This is a genomic window from Myxococcales bacterium, from assembly GCA_016712525.1.
Classification (GTDB): domain Bacteria; phylum Myxococcota_A; class Polyangia; order Polyangiales; family Polyangiaceae; genus JAAFHV01.
In genome coordinates this window covers 2,242,796-2,264,056 of sequence record JADJQX010000001.1, presented here as the reverse complement: position 1 = coordinate 2,264,056, position 21,261 = coordinate 2,242,796, and the positions used below count along the sequence as shown (strand labels likewise).

16 protein-coding genes and 1 pseudogene are annotated in these 21,261 nt (G+C 70.3%); 8 read left to right on the top strand and 9 right to left on the bottom strand.

Features of this window, described 5'->3' with window-relative positions; all coding sequences use genetic code 11:
• Positions 1–96 precede the first annotated feature (96 nt).
• A complete protein-coding gene (locus tag IPK71_09640) occupies positions 97–1,440 on the bottom strand; it encodes a M28 family peptidase (protein MBK8214000.1) in 1,344 nt (447 codons plus the stop codon).
• A gap of 35 nt (positions 1,441–1,475) precedes the next feature.
• On the opposite strand from IPK71_09640, the gene IPK71_09635 reads away from it, so the two are divergent.
• Positions 1,476–2,450: a hypothetical protein gene (locus IPK71_09635; protein MBK8213999.1), complete on the top strand. Its 975-nt coding sequence runs from the start codon at positions 1,476–1,478 to the stop codon at positions 2,448–2,450.
• Between the two features lie 19 nt (positions 2,451–2,469).
• Here the strand turns inward: IPK71_09635 and IPK71_09630 are convergent, their stop codons facing one another.
• Positions 2,470–3,090, bottom strand: coding sequence for a pseudouridylate synthase (locus IPK71_09630; GenBank protein MBK8213998.1), 621 nt, complete (start codon positions 3,088–3,090; stop codon positions 2,470–2,472).
• A 351-nt stretch (positions 3,091–3,441) separates the two neighbouring features.
• Between IPK71_09630 and IPK71_09625 the strand changes: the two genes are divergently transcribed.
• Both IPK71_09625 and IPK71_09620 read left to right on the top strand, forming a co-directional pair.
• Positions 3,442–4,332 carry a hypothetical protein gene (locus IPK71_09625; GenBank protein ID MBK8213997.1) on the top strand — a complete coding sequence of 297 codons (891 nt, stop codon included), beginning with the start codon at positions 3,442–3,444 and terminating at the stop codon, positions 4,330–4,332.
• Positions 4,333–4,447: 115 nt separating this feature from the next.
• Entirely contained in the window at positions 4,448–5,476 is a 1,029-nt protein-coding gene (locus IPK71_09620; GenBank protein MBK8213996.1) for a hypothetical protein, read from the top strand.
• Between the two features lie 52 nt (positions 5,477–5,528).
• Here IPK71_09620 and IPK71_09615 read toward each other — a convergent pair whose 3' ends face one another.
• Positions 5,529–6,731 (bottom strand): VWA domain-containing protein, encoded by a 1,203-nt coding sequence (locus IPK71_09615; protein ID MBK8213995.1) that lies wholly within the window; start codon positions 6,729–6,731, stop codon positions 5,529–5,531.
• A 125-nt stretch (positions 6,732–6,856) separates the two neighbouring features.
• On the opposite strand from IPK71_09615, the gene IPK71_09610 reads away from it, so the two are divergent.
• On the top strand, positions 6,857–7,720 hold the full coding sequence (locus tag IPK71_09610) for a fibro-slime domain-containing protein (GenBank protein ID MBK8213994.1): 864 nt from the start codon (positions 6,857–6,859) through the stop codon (positions 7,718–7,720).
• A gap of 12 nt (positions 7,721–7,732) precedes the next feature.
• Here IPK71_09610 and IPK71_09605 read toward each other — a convergent pair whose 3' ends face one another.
• The gene (locus IPK71_09605) at positions 7,733–8,449 is read right to left on the bottom strand and encodes a pirin family protein (GenBank protein MBK8213993.1); all 717 of its coding nucleotides are present in this window, start codon (positions 8,447–8,449) and stop codon (positions 7,733–7,735) included.
• 174 nt (positions 8,450–8,623) lie between these two features.
• On the opposite strand from IPK71_09605, the gene IPK71_09600 reads away from it, so the two are divergent.
• Complete coding sequence (locus IPK71_09600) at positions 8,624–9,754, top strand: acyltransferase (protein ID MBK8213992.1); 1,131 nt, start codon at positions 8,624–8,626, stop codon at positions 9,752–9,754.
• 6 nt (positions 9,755–9,760) lie between these two features.
• Here the strand turns inward: IPK71_09600 and IPK71_09595 are convergent, their stop codons facing one another.
• The 5 genes from IPK71_09595 to IPK71_09575 form a co-directional block, all read right to left on the bottom strand.
• Positions 9,761–11,098, bottom strand: a complete 1,338-nt coding sequence (locus tag IPK71_09595; GenBank protein MBK8213991.1) for a hypothetical protein — start codon at positions 11,096–11,098, stop codon at positions 9,761–9,763.
• 98 nt (positions 11,099–11,196) lie between these two features.
• On the bottom strand, positions 11,197–12,516 hold the full coding sequence (locus IPK71_09590; protein MBK8213990.1) for a hypothetical protein: 1,320 nt from the start codon (positions 12,514–12,516) through the stop codon (positions 11,197–11,199).
• Between the two features lie 8 nt (positions 12,517–12,524).
• Entirely contained in the window at positions 12,525–13,871 is a 1,347-nt protein-coding gene (locus IPK71_09585; GenBank protein MBK8213989.1) for a sigma-54-dependent Fis family transcriptional regulator, read from the bottom strand.
• The gene (locus IPK71_09580) at positions 13,868–16,783 is read right to left on the bottom strand and encodes a PAS domain-containing protein (GenBank protein ID MBK8213988.1); all 2,916 of its coding nucleotides are present in this window, start codon (positions 16,781–16,783) and stop codon (positions 13,868–13,870) included. The genes IPK71_09585 and IPK71_09580 overlap by 4 nt, the downstream gene beginning before the upstream one ends.
• A complete protein-coding gene (locus IPK71_09575) occupies positions 16,780–17,001 on the bottom strand; it encodes a hypothetical protein (GenBank protein MBK8213987.1) in 222 nt (73 codons plus the stop codon). Before IPK71_09575 ends, IPK71_09580 begins: the two co-directional genes overlap by 4 nt.
• A gap of 285 nt (positions 17,002–17,286) precedes the next feature.
• Between IPK71_09575 and acs the strand changes: the two genes are divergently transcribed.
• The 3 genes and pseudogenes from acs to actP all read left to right on the top strand — a co-directional run bounded on the left by acs (position 17,287) and on the right by actP (position 21,135).
• Positions 17,287–19,242, top strand: coding sequence for an acetate--CoA ligase (gene acs, locus IPK71_09570; protein MBK8213986.1), 1,956 nt, complete (start codon positions 17,287–17,289; stop codon positions 19,240–19,242).
• A gap of 28 nt (positions 19,243–19,270) precedes the next feature.
• On the top strand, positions 19,271–19,618 hold the full coding sequence (locus IPK71_09565) for a DUF485 domain-containing protein (protein MBK8213985.1): 348 nt from the start codon (positions 19,271–19,273) through the stop codon (positions 19,616–19,618).
• Positions 19,615–21,135 (top strand): annotated as a pseudogene (gene actP / locus IPK71_09560) (cation/acetate symporter ActP). Before IPK71_09565 ends, actP begins: the two are co-directional and overlap by 4 nt.
• The last annotated feature ends 126 nt before the right edge of the window (positions 21,136–21,261 follow it).

The following is a 21,261-nucleotide window of genomic DNA, read 5'->3' as shown; positions in this document are numbered from 1 at the left end:
GCCCGGATCCCCATCGACCTGGATCGCCGAGGACGCACGTGACGAGGCGCCGATGTCCCACCCTGCCCTACCCGGGACGGGTGGCGCCGAGGGACGTCACTTTCGGACGCGGCGGTCCTCGGGCACACGACCGAACCGCACGTCGGCGCGGCTGGCGAAGCGGGCGAGCTCGGTGACCACGTCCGTCACCTGCGCGAGCGCGCGGGGGTCGAGCGCCGCGACCACGTCGTTTCGCGTGTGGTGCACGTCGAAGTAGGTGCTCATGTCTTGGCGCGCGTCGAGCACGGGCACCCCGGCGGCGCGGAGCGGGCTCACGTCCGCGCCTCCCTCGGCGGGCTCCCCGGAGGGCACGATCCCGAGCACCGTGGGGAGCGCCACCTTCTCACCAGCGAGCACGCGGAGGTCCTGCACCCGGCCCGTACCCGCGTCGATCTCGAGGGCAGCGACGTGGGCCGAGAGCTCCTCGCGATGCGCCTCGGCGTAAGCGCGCGCGCCGGCGAGCGAGCTCTCTTCGGCCGCGAAGAGCACGACCCGCACCGTGCGCGCCGAAGGTCGCTCGACGAACGCGCGCCCCGCCGCGACCACCACGCCGACCCCCGCGCCATCGTCGACCGCGCCCTGCCCGAGGTCCCACGAGTCGAGGTGCGCCCCGAGCAGCACGATCTCGCGACGCGCCGAAGGATCGCTCCCGGGCGCGTCGGCGACGACGTTGGCGGACGGGGCGTCGGGCGCGGTCTCGGTCACGAGGTCGAGGGTGACCCGCACCGGATCGGACGACGCGACGGAGATGGCCGCATGGAGACGCTCGGCCGAGCGCACCGAGAGCGCGGCGCCAGGGATTTTCGCGTTGTTTCGTCGCATCGAGCCCGTGTGGGGGGCGTCCGTGTCGTCCGTGCCGACCGAGCGCACGAGGGCCGCGACCGCGCCTCGTTCCTCCGAGAGCTTCGGGCAGCCCGCACGCACGCCCACCGTCTTGCCGTAGCCGGAGCCGTCGGCGGCGCGCGCCATCACGACGTTGCAGAATACAATCTTGCCCTTCACGTCGGCCGCGGCGATGCCCTCGAGGCTCGTGACCTCGACCACCTCCGCGGTCACCCCGCCCTTCGGCGTAGAGACGCTCCACCCGAGCGCCGTCACGGAGAGCGGCTCGCTACGCCCGGGCGCCTCGAACGAGGCCGCCTCGCGCACACGACGCCACACCGGCACGGGCACGAGCTCGGCGTGCACGTTGGAGAAACCGAGGGCCCCGAGCTCGCGCACCATGAGGGCGACGGCCTTCGCGTCCCCTGGGGATCCCGCGAGCCGTGGACCGACCTCGGTGGCGAGCTTCTTCGCGACCGTGTACGCGAGCGGCTCGGGCGCTGCGGGCGGGGGCGCGGGCCGCGAAGATGGTGCCCCCGCGCACGCCGCGAGGCCGAGGCCAAGCGCGAGCACGACCATGGAATGCGAGGGTCTGCCGCGTCGCGCGTTCATGCGTGACGTTTCCCACGGGGCGCGCCGCCATGTCGAGGGTGGACGCGCGCGCGACCGACGAGTACACGGCCCGCATGGCTCGGCTGTCGGAGGACGAGTGGCAGACGCGTGGCACGCTCGCGGCGCTCGTCGTGCTCGTGGTGCTCGGGGCCCTCGCGCACGTTCGGTCCCGCGTCGCGGCGAGCCACGCACATGCACGCACCCCGGCGCTCGTCGTGGCCCCGGAGGCTCCGAAGGGCGCCACGCTCCGCGCCACGATCGAGCCAGGTCGTGTCACGCTCGTGGGCGCGGTCCCTTCCGAGGCCGAACGGAGGGCGCTCGTGGCCGTCACGCGCTCGACGTTCCCCACGTTCGACGTCGAAGCCTCGAGCCTCACCGAAGACACGTCCGCGACGCCCCCCGCGAAGCTCCGTGCGGCGCTCTCGGCGAGCGCCAAGGTCCGATGGGGTACCGTCGCGATGACGCCGAAAGGCCTATTTTTTCAGGGTGAGACGGGCCTCGACGAGGACACGTCCACCCTAGCGGGCGCCATTCGCCGCGCGGCCAACGACCCGGCCCTCGCCCTCACCCTCGTGCGAAGGCGCGCCCCCGAGACCGAGCCGAACGTGCTCGAGGCGGCCCTCGGCGCGGTGTTCGTAGGCCCACTCGACGTGGGCTACCTCGCGACGGACCTCGACGAGGCCGAGCGCGCGAAGGTCGTCCCCGTCGCCGACACCCTGCGCGCGAGCCGCGGGCTCGTGGTGACCATCGAAGCCGCGCCGTGCGACGAGGAGCCCATCACCGAGTGGAAGAGGCTCACGCTCGCCCGGGCCGTCGCCGTCGAGAGGGAGCTCGAGCGCCTCGGCGTCCCCGCTTCGCGCCTCCGGGCACTCGCCGCGCACAAGGCCCCTGTCGCGCCACCTCCCGCGGGAAAAAAGCCCCCTGCGCGTGTACGGGTGGACGTGCGGTTCCGCGTCGCCGAGGTCCGCGAGCCGTGACCTTCGCCCTCGATGCGCATCACGCGCCCGTGAGCCCGAGCACCTCGATCGCACGACGCAGATCGTCGGGGAGCGGGGCCTCGACGGAGAGCGGCGCCCCCGTAACCGGGTGCTCGAACGTGAGCCCCGCGGCGTGCAGCGCGAGCCGCGTGAGCCCCGTCGTGTCCCGCACGTGCCGATTGAACCAGCCCGTCCCGTAGTTCGAGTCGAGCGCGAGCGGGTGGCGAAGGTGCGCGAGGTGGCGCCGAATCTGGTGGTATCGCCCCGTCTCCGGGAGGCACTCGACGAAGCTCACGTGATCCCCGGCCGCGAGCCTTCGCACCGACGTGACCGCGGGCACACGCTCCTTCGAGCCTTCGGCCTTGGGGATGGCGTAGTCGACCCGCACGGCCTCCGGAACGACACCTCGCGCGATCGCGACGTAGCGCTTCTTCACACGCGCCTCGTCGAACTCCGTGCGCAGCCGCGCTGCGACCTCCGACGAGAGCGCGAAGAGCAGCGCCCCGCTCGTGCCGCGGTCGAGCCTATGCACCGGGTACACGTACGCCCCGAGCGCGTCGCGGACACGAATCATCACGACGTCTCGGTCCGGCGCGAGCTCGGAGCGATGGCAGAGGAGCCCCGCGGGCTTGTCGACCACGACGAGCGCGTCGTCACGGTAGAGAAAGGTAGGAGGGGCCGGATCCACGCCTTCCCATCGCAGGGCCGAGGGGTGGGCGCAAGCCGCCTGCGCATGTCTCCGCGCGTTACCGCTCGAGAAACCCCGCCCCGGTCCGGCGCGCCCCTGTATCCTCGGGTTGGTGACGCCCGGATCTCGGTGTCACGCCTCCGCCCGTCGATCGAGCCCCCGAGCGCGCGCCACGCGGAATTCGGCGCCGAACGCGGGCATCTTTTTCCCGAGTGGACCGTGAATTGCTTCGATGGGCGGCTCGTCCGTCCCAACCTAAGACGCCGTCATGCGGGCCACGCGCCCGAGACTTTGGAGGCTTTCATGAATCGACTGACCGCACGTGCCCTCTCTGCCGCCGCGCTCGCCGGCGCGCTCTTCCTCGCCCCAACGGCGGCCCACGCCGGCATCGAGGCCTGCGGAAACATCGACGTGAAGGCCAACGCGAACTGCAAGGTCGAGGTGAAGGGCGGCTGTACGGCGCAGTGCGAGCCCGTCCGCTTCGAGGCCGCGTGCGCCGGGAAATTCCAGGCCAAATGCGACGGCCGCTGCACCGCGAACGTGACCACCCAGTGCACCGGCACCTGCGGCGGGAGCTGCAACGCCACCTGCAACGCCGACCCGGGCAAGTTCGACTGCAAAGCCAACTGCGACGCCGACTGCGGCACCGACTGCACCGCGCGCTGCGAGAGCAACGCGAACAAGAGCGAGTGTCAGGCCTCGTGCAAGGCCTCGTGTAGCGCCCGCTGCGACGCCTCGTGCAAGGGCACGCCCCCGAGCGCCGCCTGTCAGACCCAGTGTGGCGCGTGTTGCAACGGCTCGTGCACGGCCCAGGCGAACTTCGACTGCAACGTGAAATGCCAGGCCGAGACCTACGCCTCGTGCAAAGCCGAGTTCTCCGGCGGCTGCAAGGTGCAGTGCGAGAAGCCCGAAGGCGCCCTCTTCTGCGACGGCAACTTCGTCGACACGGGCGGAAACCTCCAAAACTGCATCGACGCGCTCCAGAAGATCCTGAACCTCCGGGTCGACGTGACCGCGCGCGGCTCGGCCGACTGCAATGGAGACGGGTGCCAGGCCGAGGGTGAGGCGACCGCGAACATCGGCGCCTGCAACCTCGCCCCCGCCGGGCAGTCGCGCCCCATCGGCGCCGCCGGCATCGCTGCGGGTATCGGCGCGCTCGTGCTCGCCGCGCGCCGCCGCCGCCGCGCCGCCTGAGTCTCTCGGGAGCATCGCATCGAAGGGGGCAGTGGAATTTCCGCTGCCCCCGTGTGTTTTGTCGCGCGACGGGAATCCTCCCTCGCGGCCCCGTGTGGTAGCTCCGAAGGTGCCCATGTCGCTCGCTCGAACCTCCGGACTCGCTTGCCTCGTGTCGCTCGTCGCGCTCGTCGGGTGCCGGCGCGACGAGGCCCAGCCCATTCGCCCCGTCGCGTCGCTGCCGCCCACCCCCGTCGTCGTCTCGGGGCCGCCGGTCGCGACGAGCCCAGCGCCGATCCCCTCGCCCGCCCCTCGCCCGTCCCCCGCGGCATCGGTCCTGGCTTCCGCCCAAGCGGCCGCGTCGGCGACGGGCACGGCCTCGAGCGGCTCCGCGCCCCCCTCGCCTCCCCCGAGCGCGCAGGCCTCGGCGCGCGGATGTGGACAAAAGGTGGCCTCGGCGCCTCGTGGCGTGACCCACACCACCACCACCGGGCGCACGTTTCACGTGTGGGCTCCCGAGCGCTATGACGGCCAGACGAAGCTCCCCGTCGTGCTCGTCTTTCACGGCTGGTACGCGAACGGCAAAGGCTTCCAGTCGTGGTTCAAGATGGAGGACCACGTCGACGGCAAGGCCATCGTCGTCTACCCCGACTCGCAGGGCCCCACGTGGGCGCTCGGCGGCGACAAGGACACGTCGTTCGTCCAGAAGATGATCGGCGATCTGTCGGACGCGTACTGCGTCGACACGACCAAGGTCTTCGCGTTCGGGTTCAGCTACGGCGGCAAGTTCACGCACATGCTCGGGTGCACCCACCCCGAGCTCGTGAAGGCCATCTCGGTGGGCGACGGCAGCCTCGGAGGAAGCTTGACGAAATGCGGTCAGCTCCCCGTGCTCGTCACGCACCGCACCCGCGACGACGACGAGCGCTTCGAGTGGGGAAAGTCCGCCGCGGAGGCGTGGTCGGGCGTGAACGGGTGCTCGGGCACCACGACGCCGAACCCCATGAAGGAAGGATGCGTGAGCTACGCGGGCTGCAAAGCCACGGCCCCGGTGGTGTTCTGCGAAGATCCGTACTTCAACGCGTCGTGGCCCCACGACTGGAACCACACCGTGCGCGAAGAGTACCGGACGCTCACGTGGCGCTGGTTCGCGAGCCTCCCGTGAGCGCCCTCCCAGCGCCGACAAAAGGGCACGTTTCAGCTTAACTATCGAGCACTTACGGATTGTCGCAGCGCACGACCCCGTTGACCGTCGAGCTCCCACCCGACGCGAGCGTGCACGCCTCGCCGAAGAACGCGAGGGTGCCGAACTCGCGATCGACCCAGTCCCACCCGAAGGTGCGCGTGGGGTCCCTCGGGATCGTACGCCCGTCGATCTCGACCGTGATGGCGCTCGGGTCGGTCGGGGCCGACGGCGTGAGATACGTGCACCTTGCAACGCTGTCGCGGATGGTCGTAAAGGCGTCGCGCATCTCCTCGGGCGTCTGCACGCGGTAGTGCCGCGGGGACGTGGGTTTCGCGCGGCCACCGGCCACGGCCATGTCCTCGAGGGCCTTCGCGAGCTCGGGGCGCTCTTCGCCGCCGATGCCGACGACGTACACGGGGATCTTCTGGTTTTGGAAGATGTCGGTGATGACCCGCACCGCGCGCACGTCGTCGAGGCAGTTGTACTCGCCGGTGCGAGAGCTCGCGCAGCTCGTGGTTCCGCTCGTGCAAACGCAGCGGGTCTTGTCGAGGTCCTCGTTGCAGTTGGGCGCGCCGTCGGTCGCGACGACGAGGGTGCGCGCGACCGAGCGTGTGCCCGCGAGGTACTTGGCGGCGAGGCGCACGGCCTCGGCTGTCGGCGTGCCACCGTTCGGCGGCGTGCGATCGAAGACCCGAAGGATCTCTTGGGCCTTCCCACGACCGGGTGCGATGCCGACCCCGTCGGCCGTGGCGCAGGCCTCGTCGGGTGGCGCGGGGCCGAGGGTGTGCTCTTCGGGGTAGAACTTGGCGCCGAGCGCGAGGGCCGTGTCGAAGGGCGTGAGCGTCTCGACGAGCGAGTCACGGAGCACGTTCCACCGCGAGGGGACGCCGAGCGGGAGGCGGCCGTTCTCGTCGGGCTGCTGGCCATCGAGCGAGTACGCCATCGACCCCGAACGATCGATCACGAACATGAGCTGCGCGGTGGCGAGCTCGAACGCGAACCTGCCTGGAGTGCACGGGATGGCCCCGTCGACGGGAGCATCGACTCGCGCGTCGACCGGGAGCGCGCCGTCGGGGAGGAGCGCCGTGTCGTCGGCGAAGAGGCCCGTACGCGAGCCGCACGCGGCCATCGCCGAGACGAGCCCCAACGCGGCGAACGTGGAGGCGAGGGCGACGCCGAGGCGTGGGCGAGACGACGGACGAGACGGAGAGCGAGACGTGTTCGGGACGCGCATCGAAGGAAGCTCCTGGGCGCAGGGTAGCCGAGCCCGCTCGAAACGCACGGATTTGGCACACGAAAGGCCCCGGGAGCCTCGACGTCGGGGGTGCGCGCACGTGGAGCCCAGCGTAAGGTAGGAGGGTGTCTCGCCCCTTCCTTCGCGCCCTCGTGGCGCCCGCCGCCCTCACGCTCCTCGCCGGGTTCGTCGCCTGCGAGACCACCGTCGGCCCCGACGCCACGTTCGACGCAGGCGGTGACGGCCGCGACTCGAGCGTGGACACGGGCTCGACCGTACCCGACGGTGGGTTCCCGCTCCCCGACGGCGGCACACGCCCGGACGGCGGCGACGGGGGCTGCGGCCCGAGCTTGCTCGGCGTGCTCCGCGATTTCAAAGGCAAGGACGAGCCCGGCGGCCACCCCGACTTCGAGGGCACGACCGGCGACGATCGCGGCATGGTCGAAGAGACGATCGGCGCTGACGGCAAGCCCGTGTACGCCGGGAACCCGACCACCCCGACGACGAACGGCAAGGCAGCGTTCGACCAGTGGTTCCGCGACACCCCGAACGTGAACCAGAAGAAGCTGTTCTTGCTCCCCGCCCAGGTCGACCCGCAGACCGGCCGCACCGTGTTCGACTCGAACGCGTTCTTCCCGCTCGACAACGACCCCGAAGGCTTCGGAAACACTCCAAATTTCCCACACGACTACCACTTCACGTACGAGCTCCACACCGAGTTTTCGTACGGCGGCGGCGAGGTGTTCAAGTTCCGCGGCGACGACGACGTCTGGGTCTTCATCGGCGGAAAACGTGTGGTCGACCTCGGCGGAGTGCACGTCGCCCAAGAGGCCACGGTCGACCTCGACGCCGAAGCCGCGCGCCTCGGCATCGTGAAGGGCCAGACCTACGCGCTCGACTTCTTCTTCGCGGAGCGCCACACGGTCGAGTCGAACTTCCGCCTCGAGACGACGCTCAAGTTCACGAACTGCGCGCCCATCATCAAGTAGCGAAGTCCGGCCTCAGCCGAGGTCGAACACGAGCACCTCCCCATCGCCCGACAGCCTGAACGTACCCGCGTCGCTCGAGAACGCCGCGTCGCCCGCGTCGAGCGTGAGATCCCCGAGCGTCACTTCGCCTTTGGCGACGTGAATCCACGTGTGCCGACCCGACGGTACGGTATGAGTCACCGACGTGCCCGCCTCGACGATCGTGGCGTAGAGCCGGGCGTCGGCGTGGATCACGACGCTCCCCCCGCTCCCGTCGGGGGACGCCACGAGGCGCATGACCCCGAGCTTCTCCTCGCGCGAGAACCGCTTCTGCTCGTACCCCGGCGCGATGCCGCGCTCGCTCGGCTGGATCCAGATCTGGAGAAAGTGCACCGGGCTCGTCGGCGAAGGGTTCATCTCGCTGTGGAGCACCCCCGTGCCGGCGCTCATCCGCTGCACGTCTCCGGGCACGATGACCGAGCCGTTGCCCATCGAGTCCTTGTGGCCGAGCTCGCCCGCGAGCACGTACGACACGATCTCCATGTCCTTGTGGCCGTGCGTGCCGAAGCCCTTGGCGGCCGCGACGCGGTCGTCGTTGATGACGCGCAGGGCACGAAAGCCCATCCAACGTGGGTCGTGGTAGTCGGCGAACGAGAACGTATGGCGCGACGAGAGCCACCCGTGCTCGGCGCGGCCGCGATCGGCGGCGCGGCGAACGGTGAACGACGGGGACGAAGCGGACTGGGTCATGGGAGCCTCCTCGAGCGAAGAGGGTAGGACCGCCAACCTATCGACGGAAGAGACGATCTTCCGATAGATCCCATCGACTAGGGTGATGGGTCAACCGGCCGGAGCCGGCGCGTGACCTCGTGGTAGCGTGCCGCGCGTCAGCGGCCTTCCACGCCCCATCCACGAACCTCCGACATGACGACCTCTCCCCTCGATTCCGTGCGCGATGCCATCTTCGGGCGCGAGGTCCGGAAGTCTCTCTCGCAGGAGGGGAGGGTGCCCGCGGTCGACGTGTTCCGTGGGCTCGCGATCCTCACCGTGGTGCTCTACCACGGGGAGATCCTGCCCTACGGGTACCTCGGGGTGGACGTGTTCTTCGTCGTGTCGGGGCTCCTCATCGGCCGCATCTTGGTGGCCAAATGGGACACGCCGGAGCCCTTTCGTTTCCCGAGCTTCTTCGCGGCGCGCGCGTTCAAGATCTGGCCCTCGTACTACACGATGCTCTTCGTGGGCACGGGCGCGGCGTACCTGCTCTACCGCGTGGAGCGGCCCGAGATGCTCATCACGATCGAGCACTGGCCTCGGTACCTCTTCTTCTTCCAGAACTACCGAGGCACGCCGCACCCCGCGTTCGATCACGTGTGGTCCTTGTGCGTCGAGGAGCACTTCTACGTGCTCTTGCCCGTGTCGATGCTCGTGCTCCGTCGCATCACGGGGCAGAAGATCAAGCCGCTCTTCTTCCTCGTCGGTGGCGCCATCGCCCTCGGGATGCTCGGGAAGCTCGCGGGCTTTCGCTTCGGCAAAGAGACGTACTCGGCCACCCACAACCGCATCGACGCGCTCGCGTGGGGTGTGCTGCTCGCCGTGCTCGTTCGCTTCAAGCCCGAGCTCGTCAAGCGGGCGCCGAGGCTGCCTCTCGTGCTCGCGGGCGTGGTGATCTTCTTCGGGGCGCTCGCGTTCGACGTGCTCGCCGAGAAGCGCGGTATGCCCATCGGGGACTTCTTCCACAAGGTGATCCTCTTCACCCTCGTGCCGTTCTCGGTGTTCCTCGCGATCTTGGGCGCCTACCACACCGACCCGACGAAGGGCCCGCTCCAAGGCCTCTTTTGGCCCGTGCGGTTCGTCGCGTACTACAGCTACAACTGGTATTTGTGGCACCCGGTGGTGGGGCCGTACATCACGAAGCACCTCGGCAGCGGCGTCGTCGGCTCGATCGTGTACGTGACGCTCACCTTCGCGCTCGGCGTGCTCTTCACCGTGCGCGTCGAGGAGCCGGCCCTCGTGCTCCGAAACCGGGTGCTCGGCAAGGCGAAGCCGAAGGCCTGAGGGCCTTCAGTCGCCCGGCACGGGCTCGCGGAACTGGACGAGCCACTCGCCGTCGCGGTCGCGGAGGCGAACGCGGCGGAGCGCTGGCGACGGGCCATCTGCGTAGAGCGCATGCGAGACGAACGCTGGCACCGAAGCACACGACAGAACGATCCGCTCGCCGTCGAGCTCGGTCGACTCCACCGCGATGGGCGTGCCATCCTCCGCGGTGACCTCGAGGCCGAGCGCGTTCTCCCAGGGCCCCTGCGCGTGGGTTTCTCCGAAGAGGCGAGGGTCGTCGACGACGGGGCGATTGACGACTACGGTCACGCGCGTCCCCGAGCGCTCGATCCGCACCGGGACGAGCGGCTCCACGAACGTGCCACGCGCGATCCAAGGGAGGACGTGCCGCGCGTAGAGCCGGCCGAGCTCCGCAGTTCCGGCGGCCGTGAGGTGAAAATCGTTCTCGAGGTACTCGAGGTGGGTCTTGCTTCCCACGAGGCGGACGCGATCGGGGTGCTCGCGAGCCGCGCGGGACATGGCGAAAATGGCACCGTTATAGCCCTCGCCGGAGCGACCGGCGTAGCCCGCGGACGGATGCGTGAGAAAGATCGGGACACGATCCGCGTGGCCCGTAACCGCGTCGAGATCGCGCTCGTAGTCGGCCTGGAGCTTCACGATGTCGTCCGCGTAGGCGGGGTTCGTGTCGTCGCTCTCGCCGTGTGTGAGGAGCACCGCCGCGAACCGAAGCTCCATACCCCGGGCCGCGAGCAGCTCGCGGAGCCTCGTGGCCTCGGCGAGCGCCGCGGCGTAGCTCGGCTGCGTTCCCCCTTTCGCGAGCGCCGAGATCGGCTGACCGTCTTGCCCCACGACGACGTGCGCCGTTCGGATCGTGCCCGACGAGAGGCGGTCGATCTCGGCCGCGAAGGGCGTGTGAGGCGACTGCGACGCCACGTTCTCGGGCCACGCGTGCACCCCCGTCCCTCGCTCGCGAAGGGGCTCCGAGAGCTGCGAGAGCTGCCACTCGGACGCGGGCCGGGCCCACGCGAACGGCACGCTGTCCGCCGTGCCTCCCGTGAGGTTTCGGAGCATGAAATGCCCCTCCCCCGCGCTCTTCACGACGGGCTCGTAGGGCTCGGCCCCGCGGCGCGTGCCGATGGCCAGCGACTGCCCGACACCTACAATCCCCCACACGATGGGGCGAGGTCCCGCGTCGGTAGGCACGAGCGACGAGGGGCTGGCGAGAGGGGGGCCCGCGTCCGGGCTCGATCCGGGATCGGGCGCAATTTTCCCGCACGCGAGGGCGCCGAGCGCGGCTACCACGGAGAGATAGGCGGTCCGGGTCGAGAGGGGTTTCGGGGGCATCGTCGGTTCGCTGCCCGAGGTACGCACGCCGCACGCCGACGTCGCACGTCGAGGTGAGCGAAGACGCGCGCACGGCGCTACGACCGCCCCGCGGCCCATCATCGCGGACGATCGGCGTCCTTCGGGAGGTGATGCTCGACGTGGAGTCCGGCCCGGTCGGCGCGGAGCTCGCACGCCTCCCCGGCGACGAGCGTGAGCGCTCCGACGATCCGAGTCCCCTTCCGCTCCACCACGTAGGTGAGATCACCCGCGCTCGCCGGGATCGCCTGCGCCTTCGCCGTGACGCGGATCGTGTGGCCGCCCACCGTCACCACCATGCCCGGCTCGCCCGACACGAGGAGCCTCGTCTCGCCCCCGTCGCCATCGGCACGCCGCACGCGATCCACGCGCGAATCGGCGCCTGGAGAGGGGAGCACGAGCGCGAGGTCTCCAGAGGGCATGGGCACGAGCAACGGGTCCAGCACGGTGGTCGCCGGAGGCCCGGCGTCGCGTTCGTCCGAGGTCCGACCGGGCTCCGCCTCGAGCCCGAGCACGTGCACCGAGACCACCGTCGCGCCGACCGGGAGGAAACGTGCGATGCCCGACTGCCCTACGTGAGCGTCGCCCCACAGCATCGCCACACGTGCCCGCGGCCGCGGCCCCGAGAGGGCCTCGCGGAGGGCGAAAAACGCGTGCAGCTCGCGCACGTCGAGGAGCCGATCCCCGAGGGCTGCCAGCTTCGTCTTAAGGTGCGGCGGCATGTCCAGTGGCACGAGCGCATAGGCTCCGGCGCGCGACGGAGGCACGAGGTCGAGCACGAGACTCGCGTACCCGAGCTTCCACGCCGCGTAGTCGTGGGTGTCGTGCGCGACGCGGAGCGCCTCGAGCGATTCGGCGTCGCCCTTGGTCATGTACGTCGCGAGGAGCGCGCTCGAGCCGCGTTGCTCCGCGTCCGAGAGGCCCGACCAGTGGCCATCGGCCGCGAGCGGCTCGAGACCGACGTGGGTGTAGCTGCCGGGGCCTTCGACGAGCCTGCGAAAGGCGACCACGGGCTCCCCGGACGCGTGGCTCACGCCGACCAGAAGATACCCATCGCCGGTGCCTTCGGAGACGCGTCTCAGAAGCGCGCTCTTCACGGCGGCATCTCCCGACGGAGCACGCGCGAGCTCGACCGCGCCGAGGTGCTCGAGGAGATCACGCGCCGAGGTCGGCTCGGGCCGCTTCGCGTGGGTCTTTCGCACCGCGTATGCATCGACCACCGCACGAGCCGCTTCGGGCGTCGTGGGGAGCGAGGGCCACGCCAAGGCGACCTTCGGCACGCCCGGAGGAGAGGACGAGGCGGGGCGCGCGCCTGCTTCTTCTCCTCCTCGTGACGAGCCCTTGCACGCCGCGGAGAGCGCGAAGGCGACCGACACACACACGATGGCGCACACCCGCATACGAGCGATTACCCCTTCTTGGTGGGCTTCGGGCGCGATACGCCGAGCTTGAGGCGCCGCTCCCACAGCGTCTTTCGCGAGATGCCGAGCGCGGCGGCGAGCTCGATCTCGTTCATGCGATCCTGGTTTTCCCGGACGAAGCGCACGAAGTACGACTCGAGGGACGAGTCGCTCGGCTCGGGCGACGGGACCGGTCCGCTCGCCACCGAGGAGAGCGAGCCCTCGGGAACGAGCGCGAGGTGCTCGGGCTCGATCACCTCGCCCGCGAGCACGACCGCGCGGGCCACGGCGTTCTCGAGCTCGCGCACGTTCCCCGGGAAAGAGTGCCGAGCAAGGCACGCCTCGGCGGCGCGCGAGAGCACGGGAGCGGGTCGCTTCCAGCGCGAAGCCGAGCTCGTCACGAACAGACGAGCGAGCGCGAGGACGTCGTCGCCCCGGGCGCGGAGCGGCGGCACGGTGAGCTCCATCACGCGCAAACGGTAGTAGAGGTCCTCGCGGAACGTCCCCGCCCGAACGAGCGCGGGCAGATCGCGGTGCGTGGCCGCGACGACCCGCACGTCGACCTTCTTGGAGCGGGTGTCACCGACGCGGCGCACCTCGCTCTCTTGAAGGAACCGCAGGAGCCGCGCTTGGACCGCGAGCGGCACCTCGCCGATCTCGTCGAGGAAGAGCGTACCGCGAGCCGCGGCCTCGACGAGCCCGGGCCGGTCCGACGTGGCCCCGGTGAAGGCGCCGCGCGACGAGCCGAAGAGCTCCGCCTCGACGAGGCTCTCCGGGATCGCCGCGCAGTTGACCGCGACGAACGGCCCCGCCTGCCGCGCGCTCTCGTCGTGAAGCGCCCGCGCGACCAGCTCCTTCCCGGTGCCCGACTCGCCCAAGACGAGGACCGGCACGTCGGTCGCCGCGACGCGCGCGATTTTGGCGCGGAGATCGTCCATGGCCGGAGACGCACCGAGGATGCGTGGCTCTCGCGGAGGCTCCGAGGGGGCCGTACGAGCCGCGGCGCCGTCCTTCCGCACGAGGCGCGCGACGACCGCGAGCAGCTCGTCGGGATCGAACGGCTTCGGGAGGTAGTCGGCCGCGCCGCGCTTCATGGCGTCGACCGCGGACCGCACGGACGCGTACCCCGTCATGAGCAAGAGCGGCACGGCGCCGGCGAGCGGGAGGAGATCGGTGCCGAGGCCGCCGGGGAGGCGAAGGTCGGACACGACGACGTCGACGCCACCGCGCTCGAGACCTGCCCTGGCTTCGTCGAGGGTCTCGCATTCGACCACCATGTAGCCAGCGCCTTCGAGGAGCTTGCGAACCTCCCGCCTCAAGACCGGCTCGTCTTCCACGAGGAGCACGTTTCTCATGCGAGCTTCTCGTTGGTGGAGGTCTCGTCGGGCGCAAGGGGGAGCTTCACCGACATAACCGTACCTCGCCCCGGGGCCGAGTCGACCGTCACCTCACCGCCCATGTGCGAGGTGAGCGCCCACACTACCCATAACCCGAGCCCGGTGCCCTTCCCGACGTCTTTCGTCGTCACGAAGGGCTCGAAGATGCGCGAGGCGAGCTCCTCGGGGATACCGGGCCCGTCGTCGCGGACCTCGAGCACGGCGCGATCGCCGTCGATCTGGGCTTGCACCTCCACGGCGCTCCCGTCGGGGCTCGCGTCGATGGCATTGTCGACCAGGTTGACGACGATCTGCGCGATACGGGAGCGGTCCCCGAGCACGGTGAGCGTGTCGGGGATGGCGACGAGCACCTCGACGCCTCGTCGCTCGCCGGAGAGGGAGAGCAAGCGCACGGCCTCGGAGACCACCGGGCCGAGCTCGACCGGCTCGCGAGCCACGCCCTCGACCCCGCGCGCGTACCCCCGCAAATCTCCTAGGATCGTGCGGATGCGGCGCACGAGCGCGAGCGCGTCGTCGACCTCACCGACCGAGGATGGAAGACCCGCGCCCACCTCTCCATGGAGCCTCTCGAGCACGAGCCCGAGCGCGGCCAAGGGGTTGCCGATCTCGTGCCCAACACCCGAGACGAGCCGCCCGAGCGAGCCCAACTTGTCGTGGTGCGCGAGGCCTTCCTCGAGTCGCCGTCGTTCGGTGTGGTCCTCCACGACGAGCACGAGGAGCCCATCTTGCGTGCCCCCGCGCCGAACGAGTAGTGAGCGACCCTCCGCGTTTGCCTCGCACGTCTGCGCATCACTACCCTCGGCCTTCGACGTAGACAGAACGGCGCTCCACGGCGGAGGCAGGGCACCGATGGCGCGCCCCGTGGCCTGCACGTCAGGAATCGACGAGAGCTCGGCCATCGCGCGATTCCACAGGACCACGTCACCACGGGTCCCCACGACCACCACTCCGACCGGCAGCTCGTCGACGAGGCGCCTCACCCACGCGCGCACGGCTTCGAGGTGCGCGAGTGGCCCCGACAAACGAGCCTGGGTGCGCGTCAGCGCCTCGTCGAGCGCGCGAAGCGCCGCCTCGGGCCCCGACGTGCGATCGACCGAGAACGCCGCGTCGACCACCGTGCGCGCCCTGAGCGGCCCCACGTATCCCGCGAGCCGAGGCTCGAGCCCCTGCCGCACGACGTTCGCCTCCGCAGAAGAGAGAGTCCCCTCCCCCACACCCGCCTCTCGGAGGGCGAGCCCGAGCTCTTGGCGCGCGAAGGTCCGGTCCAGCTGCGAGGCGAGGCGGTTCTCGATCTCGACGGTGTCGAGGGCGCCGGCGGCGGGCCGCTCCCGCAGTGCGTCCTCCGTGCAAGCGGCCGCGGCGTCGCGCTCGACGGCTTCGGGTGGCACGGCGATCGAGCCCACGATCATGCCGACCAAGTTGAGAGAGAGAGACACGAACGTCGCCCGCGTCCACGGCTCGGTCTGGCCCTGCCCGAGCGCATCCAGCAGCGACGACCTCACGCCCAGCGCAGCGAGCACGAGGGGAGCCACGAGCAGGCACGCCCACGCGATCGTGCCGAGCACGAGGCCCACCGTGACGCCCACCCGACTCACCCCGCGGAAGCGCACGACGCCGAGCAGCCCCGGAGCGAGCTGCGCCGACCCGACGAACGCCACGAGGCCGATCTCGACGAGCCCCTCGACCTTCGACACGACGAGAAACGAGAGGAACCCGAGCGTGAGCACGAAAGCCACCGACGCGCGGCGCGCACGCAAGAGACTCGCGTAGACGTCGGCCCGCGTACCGGCCGGATCGCCGCGATGCAGCGCCCCCGAGACCGGGAGGACGAGGTGATGAAGCACCATCGTCCCGCACGCGAGCGCCGTCACGACCATCATGGAGCTCGCGGCCGCAGCGTTTCCCACGAAGGCGAGAGCAGCTACCCAGGGCACCTCGCGCGAGACGTGGAAGACGAGCTTGTCGGGCCGCTCGTTCGCCGCGAGGACGCGGCCCGACGCGAGGATGAACGGCACGGCGAGCGACATCACGAAGAGGAGCGCGGGCGTGACCCACGTGGCGTAGTCCATGGCACGGCGCCTCGCCTCGGAGGAGCGCGGCGCCTCGACGAACGCCATGTGGAACTGCCTCGGCAGGACGAACGCGGAGAGCGCCGAGAGGAGCACGATCGAGCTCCAGGTCGCGCCGCGGACTCCGGCCACGCCGGTGGGGAACGCCAACGTCCCAACCGGCACGTCGTTGCCGGTCCTGCGCAGGGCCAAGTAGGCCACGACGGCCACGGCGCCGAGCGCGAGCGCCTTCACGAGGCTCTCGACCCCCATGGCGAGCGCGAGCCCCGGGTGGGACCCCCGTGTAGATGCATCTCGCACACCGAACGACACCGTGAACACGAGCACCAGGAGCGAAAAGACGGCGCCGGAGCACACGTGCCCCACGCCGAGCCCTTCGCTCGCGCTCGCCACGGCCTGGATTTGCACGGCCAGGTAAGGCGCCGAGCTCACGAGCGAGAGCAACGTCACCAAGACGCCGATGGCCTGGCTCGCGTAGCGGAACGCGAAGAGGTCGGCGAGGCTCGCTGCGCCGTGCGCGCGCACCACGCGAGCGATCGGAGCGAACAGAAACGGCGCACCGAAGCACGCGAGCGAAAACCCGATCGGGGTAGCCGCGTAGGCGAGGCCGTGGTCGACGGCGAACCCCACGCTGCCCGAGAACGTCCACGAAGTGGCGTAGACGCCGAGCGAGAGCCCGTAGGTAGCCGGATGGCGCGCGAGGCGGCGGAACGAGCCGACGTGCTCGGCCGCGTAGGCCACGCCGAACCACACGAGGACGAAGAGCACGGCCCCGACGACACCGAGCGCCGCGGGTGTCACGGGTCGTCCGCCGAGCGCACGTTCGCGAGAGCGACCGCGACGACCGAGAGCAGCCAAAGGCCGAAAAACACCTTCGCCGACACCCACTCGGCTCCGCCCAGCGGCGTCACGAAGGCCGCGGCGAAGAGGCCGAAGACCCCGACACGGGCAGCGAGGCGAGCCCGCTTCGACGCGGGGGGCCGAGCCTCGGCCCCAGGTGCTCCGGACGGGTCGGTCATGCGCTACGACTATACCGAAGCGAGCCCCTCCCTGCCGCGCGTGGTGTGTGCTCCGGGGGCCAGAGGAAGCCTCCCTTTCCCCCGCCGCGCCTTCGGCCGCCGACGTGGACACCACCTGCGCGCGCGGGGCATGGCGCACCGCAGCGGTTTCGTTCCGTAACACGGCGGTGTTTCGCTTCCACATCGACACATCGCGCCGACCGAGCGCGTCGCGGCGAAAACACGGAGAAAAGGGACGATGGTCACCCGCCGAGGCGAGGCGCGCCCGTTGCTGAGGAGTCGGGTATGACGGCAACGAGCACCCACCCCCTCCCCGAGCCCACCCCTCGCGTCGCGTCGATGGCCGAGTACGAGCGCCTCTATCGGCAGTCGATCGACGAGCCCGAGACCTTCTGGAGGAACGAGGCCAAGAGCCTCTCGTGGTTCCACGAGCCCACGAGCGTGCTCGACGTCGACCTCGAGGAGATCGACTTCTCGTGGTTCGGCGGAGGCCGCCTCAACGTCACCACCAACTGCGTGGATCGGCACGCGCACGCCACCCCCGAGAAGGCCGCCCTCGTCTGGGTGAAGAACGAGCCGGGAGAGAAGGAGGTCGTCACCTACCGCCAGCTCAAACACCGGGTCGGGCGTATGGCGAACGCGCTGCTCGCGAGCGGCGTGAAGAAGGGCGATCGCGTGGTGCTCTACATGCCGATGATGCCCGACCTCGTCGTCACGATGCTCGCGTGCGCGCGCATCGGCGCCGTGCACTCGGTGGTGTTCGGCGGGTTCTCGGCCGAGGCGCTGCGCGACCGCATCTTGGACGCGGGGGCGAAGGTCGTCGTCACGGCCGACGAGATCGTCCGCGGGAACAAACGTACGGCCCTGAAGGCCACGGTGGACCAGGCTGTCGAAGGGCTCGCGCAGGTGGAGCGCGTCTTCGTGGCACGTCGCACCGGCGCGAAGGTGAAGATGGCCCCGGTTCGAGACGTGTTCCTCGACGAAGAGCTCGGGAAGCACCGCTCGACGTGCCCGGCGGAGTGGATGGCCAGCGAAGACCCGCTCTTCGTCCTCTACACCTCGGGCTCGACCGGCAAACCGAAGGGCGTGCTCCACACGACGGCAGGCTACCTGCTCTACGCAGCCCTCACGTACCGTACGGTGTTCGACGCCCGCGACTCCGACGTGCACATGTGCACGGCCGACCTGGGCTGGATCACGGGCCACTCGTACGTGGTGTACGGGCCGCTGGCGAACGGCGCGACCACCGTCCTCTTCGAGCCGGTCCCCACCTACCCGACACCAGGGCGCTTGTGGGAGGTGATCGACGACGTGGGCGCGACGTCGCTCTACACGTCGCCGACGGCCCTCCGCGCCCTCATGCGCGAAGGCGACGACTGGGTGAAGGGCTCGTCGCGCAAGAGCCTGCGCACGCTCGCCGTGGCCGGTGAGCCCATCAACCCCGAGGTGTGGCGGTGGTTCCACGACGTGGTGGGCGAGGGGCGGTGCTCCGTCCTCGACACGTTCTGGCAGACGGAGACGGGCGGGATCCTCATCACGCCGCTCCCGGGATGCACACCCTGCAAGCCCGGCTCGGCGACCCTTCCCTTCTTCGGGATCGACCCCGTGCTCGTCGACGACGAAGGGCGCCTGCTCCCCGAGCGCGGCGTCGAGGTCTCGGGCAACCTCTGCGTCGCGCGGCCATGGCCGGGCCAGGCTCGCACGCTCCACGGAGACCACCGCCGCTTCCGCGAGACGTACTTCTCGAGGTTCCCGTCCCTCTACTTCACGGGCGATGGATGCCGACGGGACGCGGACGGATACCACTTCGTCACCGGACGCGTGGACGACGTGCTCAACGTGTCGGGGCACCGGCTCGGCACCGCGGAGCTCGAGAGCGCGCTGGTCGCTCACGACGCGGTGGCCGAGGCGGCGGTCGTCGGATTCCCTCATGAAATCAAGGGCGAAGGAATCTACGCGTACGTCATCCTCAAGACGGGCGCCGAGAGCGACTACGCCGACGCCGATCAGCTCACGGGAGCCCTGAAGGAGCAGATCCGGCACACGATCGGTCCGGTCGCGTCGCCCGACGTCATCCGGGTCGTGCCAGCGCTCCCGAAGACCCGGTCCGGAAAGATCATGCGACGCGTGCTCCGGAAGATCGCGGCCGGCCAGGTCGACGAGCTCGGAGATCTCTCCACGCTGGCCGACCCCGGCGCCATCGACGCGTTGCTCGCGGTCGGCACCCCGACCTTCCCCTGAGCCACTCTCACCCCGACAGGAGCCTCTCATGGAACCCGAGCTCGAAAAGGTGGCCGCATCGAGGTGGCGCGTGGCGCTCGCGCTGACGGCCGTGATGATGACCACGTACTTCGGATTCATCTTGCTCGTGGCGTACGGGAAGGCCCGGCTCGCCGCGCTGGTCGTGCCCGGGCTCTCGCTCGGCATGGCCCTCGGCGTGGGCGTCATCGCCGTCGCGTGGGGCCTCACGGCGATCTACGTCGTGTGGGCCAACCGGTACTACGACGCGGCCCTCGAGCGCGCAAAACACGGCCCCCTCGATGCGGCGCCGCGCGAAGGTGACTCGGCTCGGGGAGACGCGCGCGCGAACGCCCCGGTGGCCGCGGTGCGCCCATGAACCCGCTCGCGCACCCGAGCCCGGTCGCCATCGGGTTCTTCCTCGTGTTCATCGCGATAACGCTCGGCATCACCGCCTGGGCCGCCCGCAAGACGAAGACGACCCACGAGTTTTTCACGGCGGGCGGCAACGTGACGGGCCTCCAGAACGGCCTCGCGCTCGCCGGCGACTACATGAGCGCGGCGAGCTTCCTCGGCATCGCGGGGCTCGTCGCCACGTCCGGGTTCGACGGACTCATCTACTCGGTCGGCTGGCTCGTAGGCTGGCCGATCGTCACCTTCCTCGTGGCCGAGCCGCTGCGGAACCTAGGGAAATTCACCTTCGCCGACGTGGTCGCCGCGCGGCTGCGCGAGCGCCCGGTACGCACCGCCGCGGCCGCGGGCACGCTGGTGGTCGTCTGTTTCTATCTCATCGCGCAGATGGTGGGCGCCGGCAAGCTCATCACCATGCTGTTCGGGCTCTCGTACACGAGCGCGGTCCTCCTCGTGGGCGTGGTGATGCTCGTCTACGTGCTCTTCGGCGGCATGATCGCGACCACCTGGGTGCAGATCGTGAAGGCCGTCTTGTTGCTCGGCGGGGCCACCCTGCTCGCCGTGCTCGGCTTGTCGCACTTCCACTACTCGCCGCTCGAGCTCTTCCGCGAGGCGAGCTCACGCTACGGCGACGCCACGCTCGCTCCCGGCAAGCTCGTCTCGAATCCGCTCGAGGCCGTGTCGCTCGGGCTCGCGCTGATGTTCGGGACGGCGGGCCTGCCCCACGTGCTCATGCGCTTCTACACGGTGAAAGACGCCAAAACGGCGCGTACGAGCGTGGTCTACGCCACGGGGTTCATCGGGTTCTTCTACCTCGTGACGTTCGTGCTCGGCTTCGCAGCGAGCGTCGTCGTGGGCCGCGAGGCCGTGCTCGCCGTCGACAAGGGCGGGAACATGGCGGCGCCACTCCTCGCGTTCGCGCTGGGTGGTCACCCGTTCCTCGGTTTCATCTCGGCGGTGGCGTTCGCCACGATCCTGGCCGTGGTCGCAGGCCTCACGCTCTCGGGCGCGGCTGCCCTCGCGCACGACCTCTACGGTGGGGCGATGCGTGACGGGAAGGCGACCGACACGGAGAAGATGCGTGTTGCACGCATCGCGACGGTGGGGCTCGGCGTCTCCGCGGTGCTGCTCGGCCTGCTCTTCGAGGGGCAAAACGTGGCCTTCATGGTGGGGCTCGCGTTCGCGGTCGCCGCGTCGACGAACCTGCCGGTGCTCCTCCTCTCGATGCTCTGGCGCAAGTTCTCGACGGGCGGCGCCGTGATGGCGGTCGTCGTGGGGCTCGTCGCGAGCGTCGGCCTCATCGCGCTCTCGCCCACCGTCATGGTCGACATCTTCAAGGCGAGCCACGCGCTCGTTCCGCTGAAGAACCCAGCGATCGTCTCGATCCCGCTGGGGTTCCTCGGTGGCGTGGTGGGCTCGCTCGTCTTCCCCGACGCGACCTCCGCCGCCAAGTACGACGACGTGAAGCGCCGCATGGCTCTCGGCGCTTCGGTCACCGCGCTCGTGCTCACGTTCGCGCTCGTGCCCGGGCTCGCACGCGCCGACGAAGAGAAGCCAGTGCCCCCCGAAGCCCCCGTGACCTCGGGCACCGCCGTGCCCACGCCCGTCGAG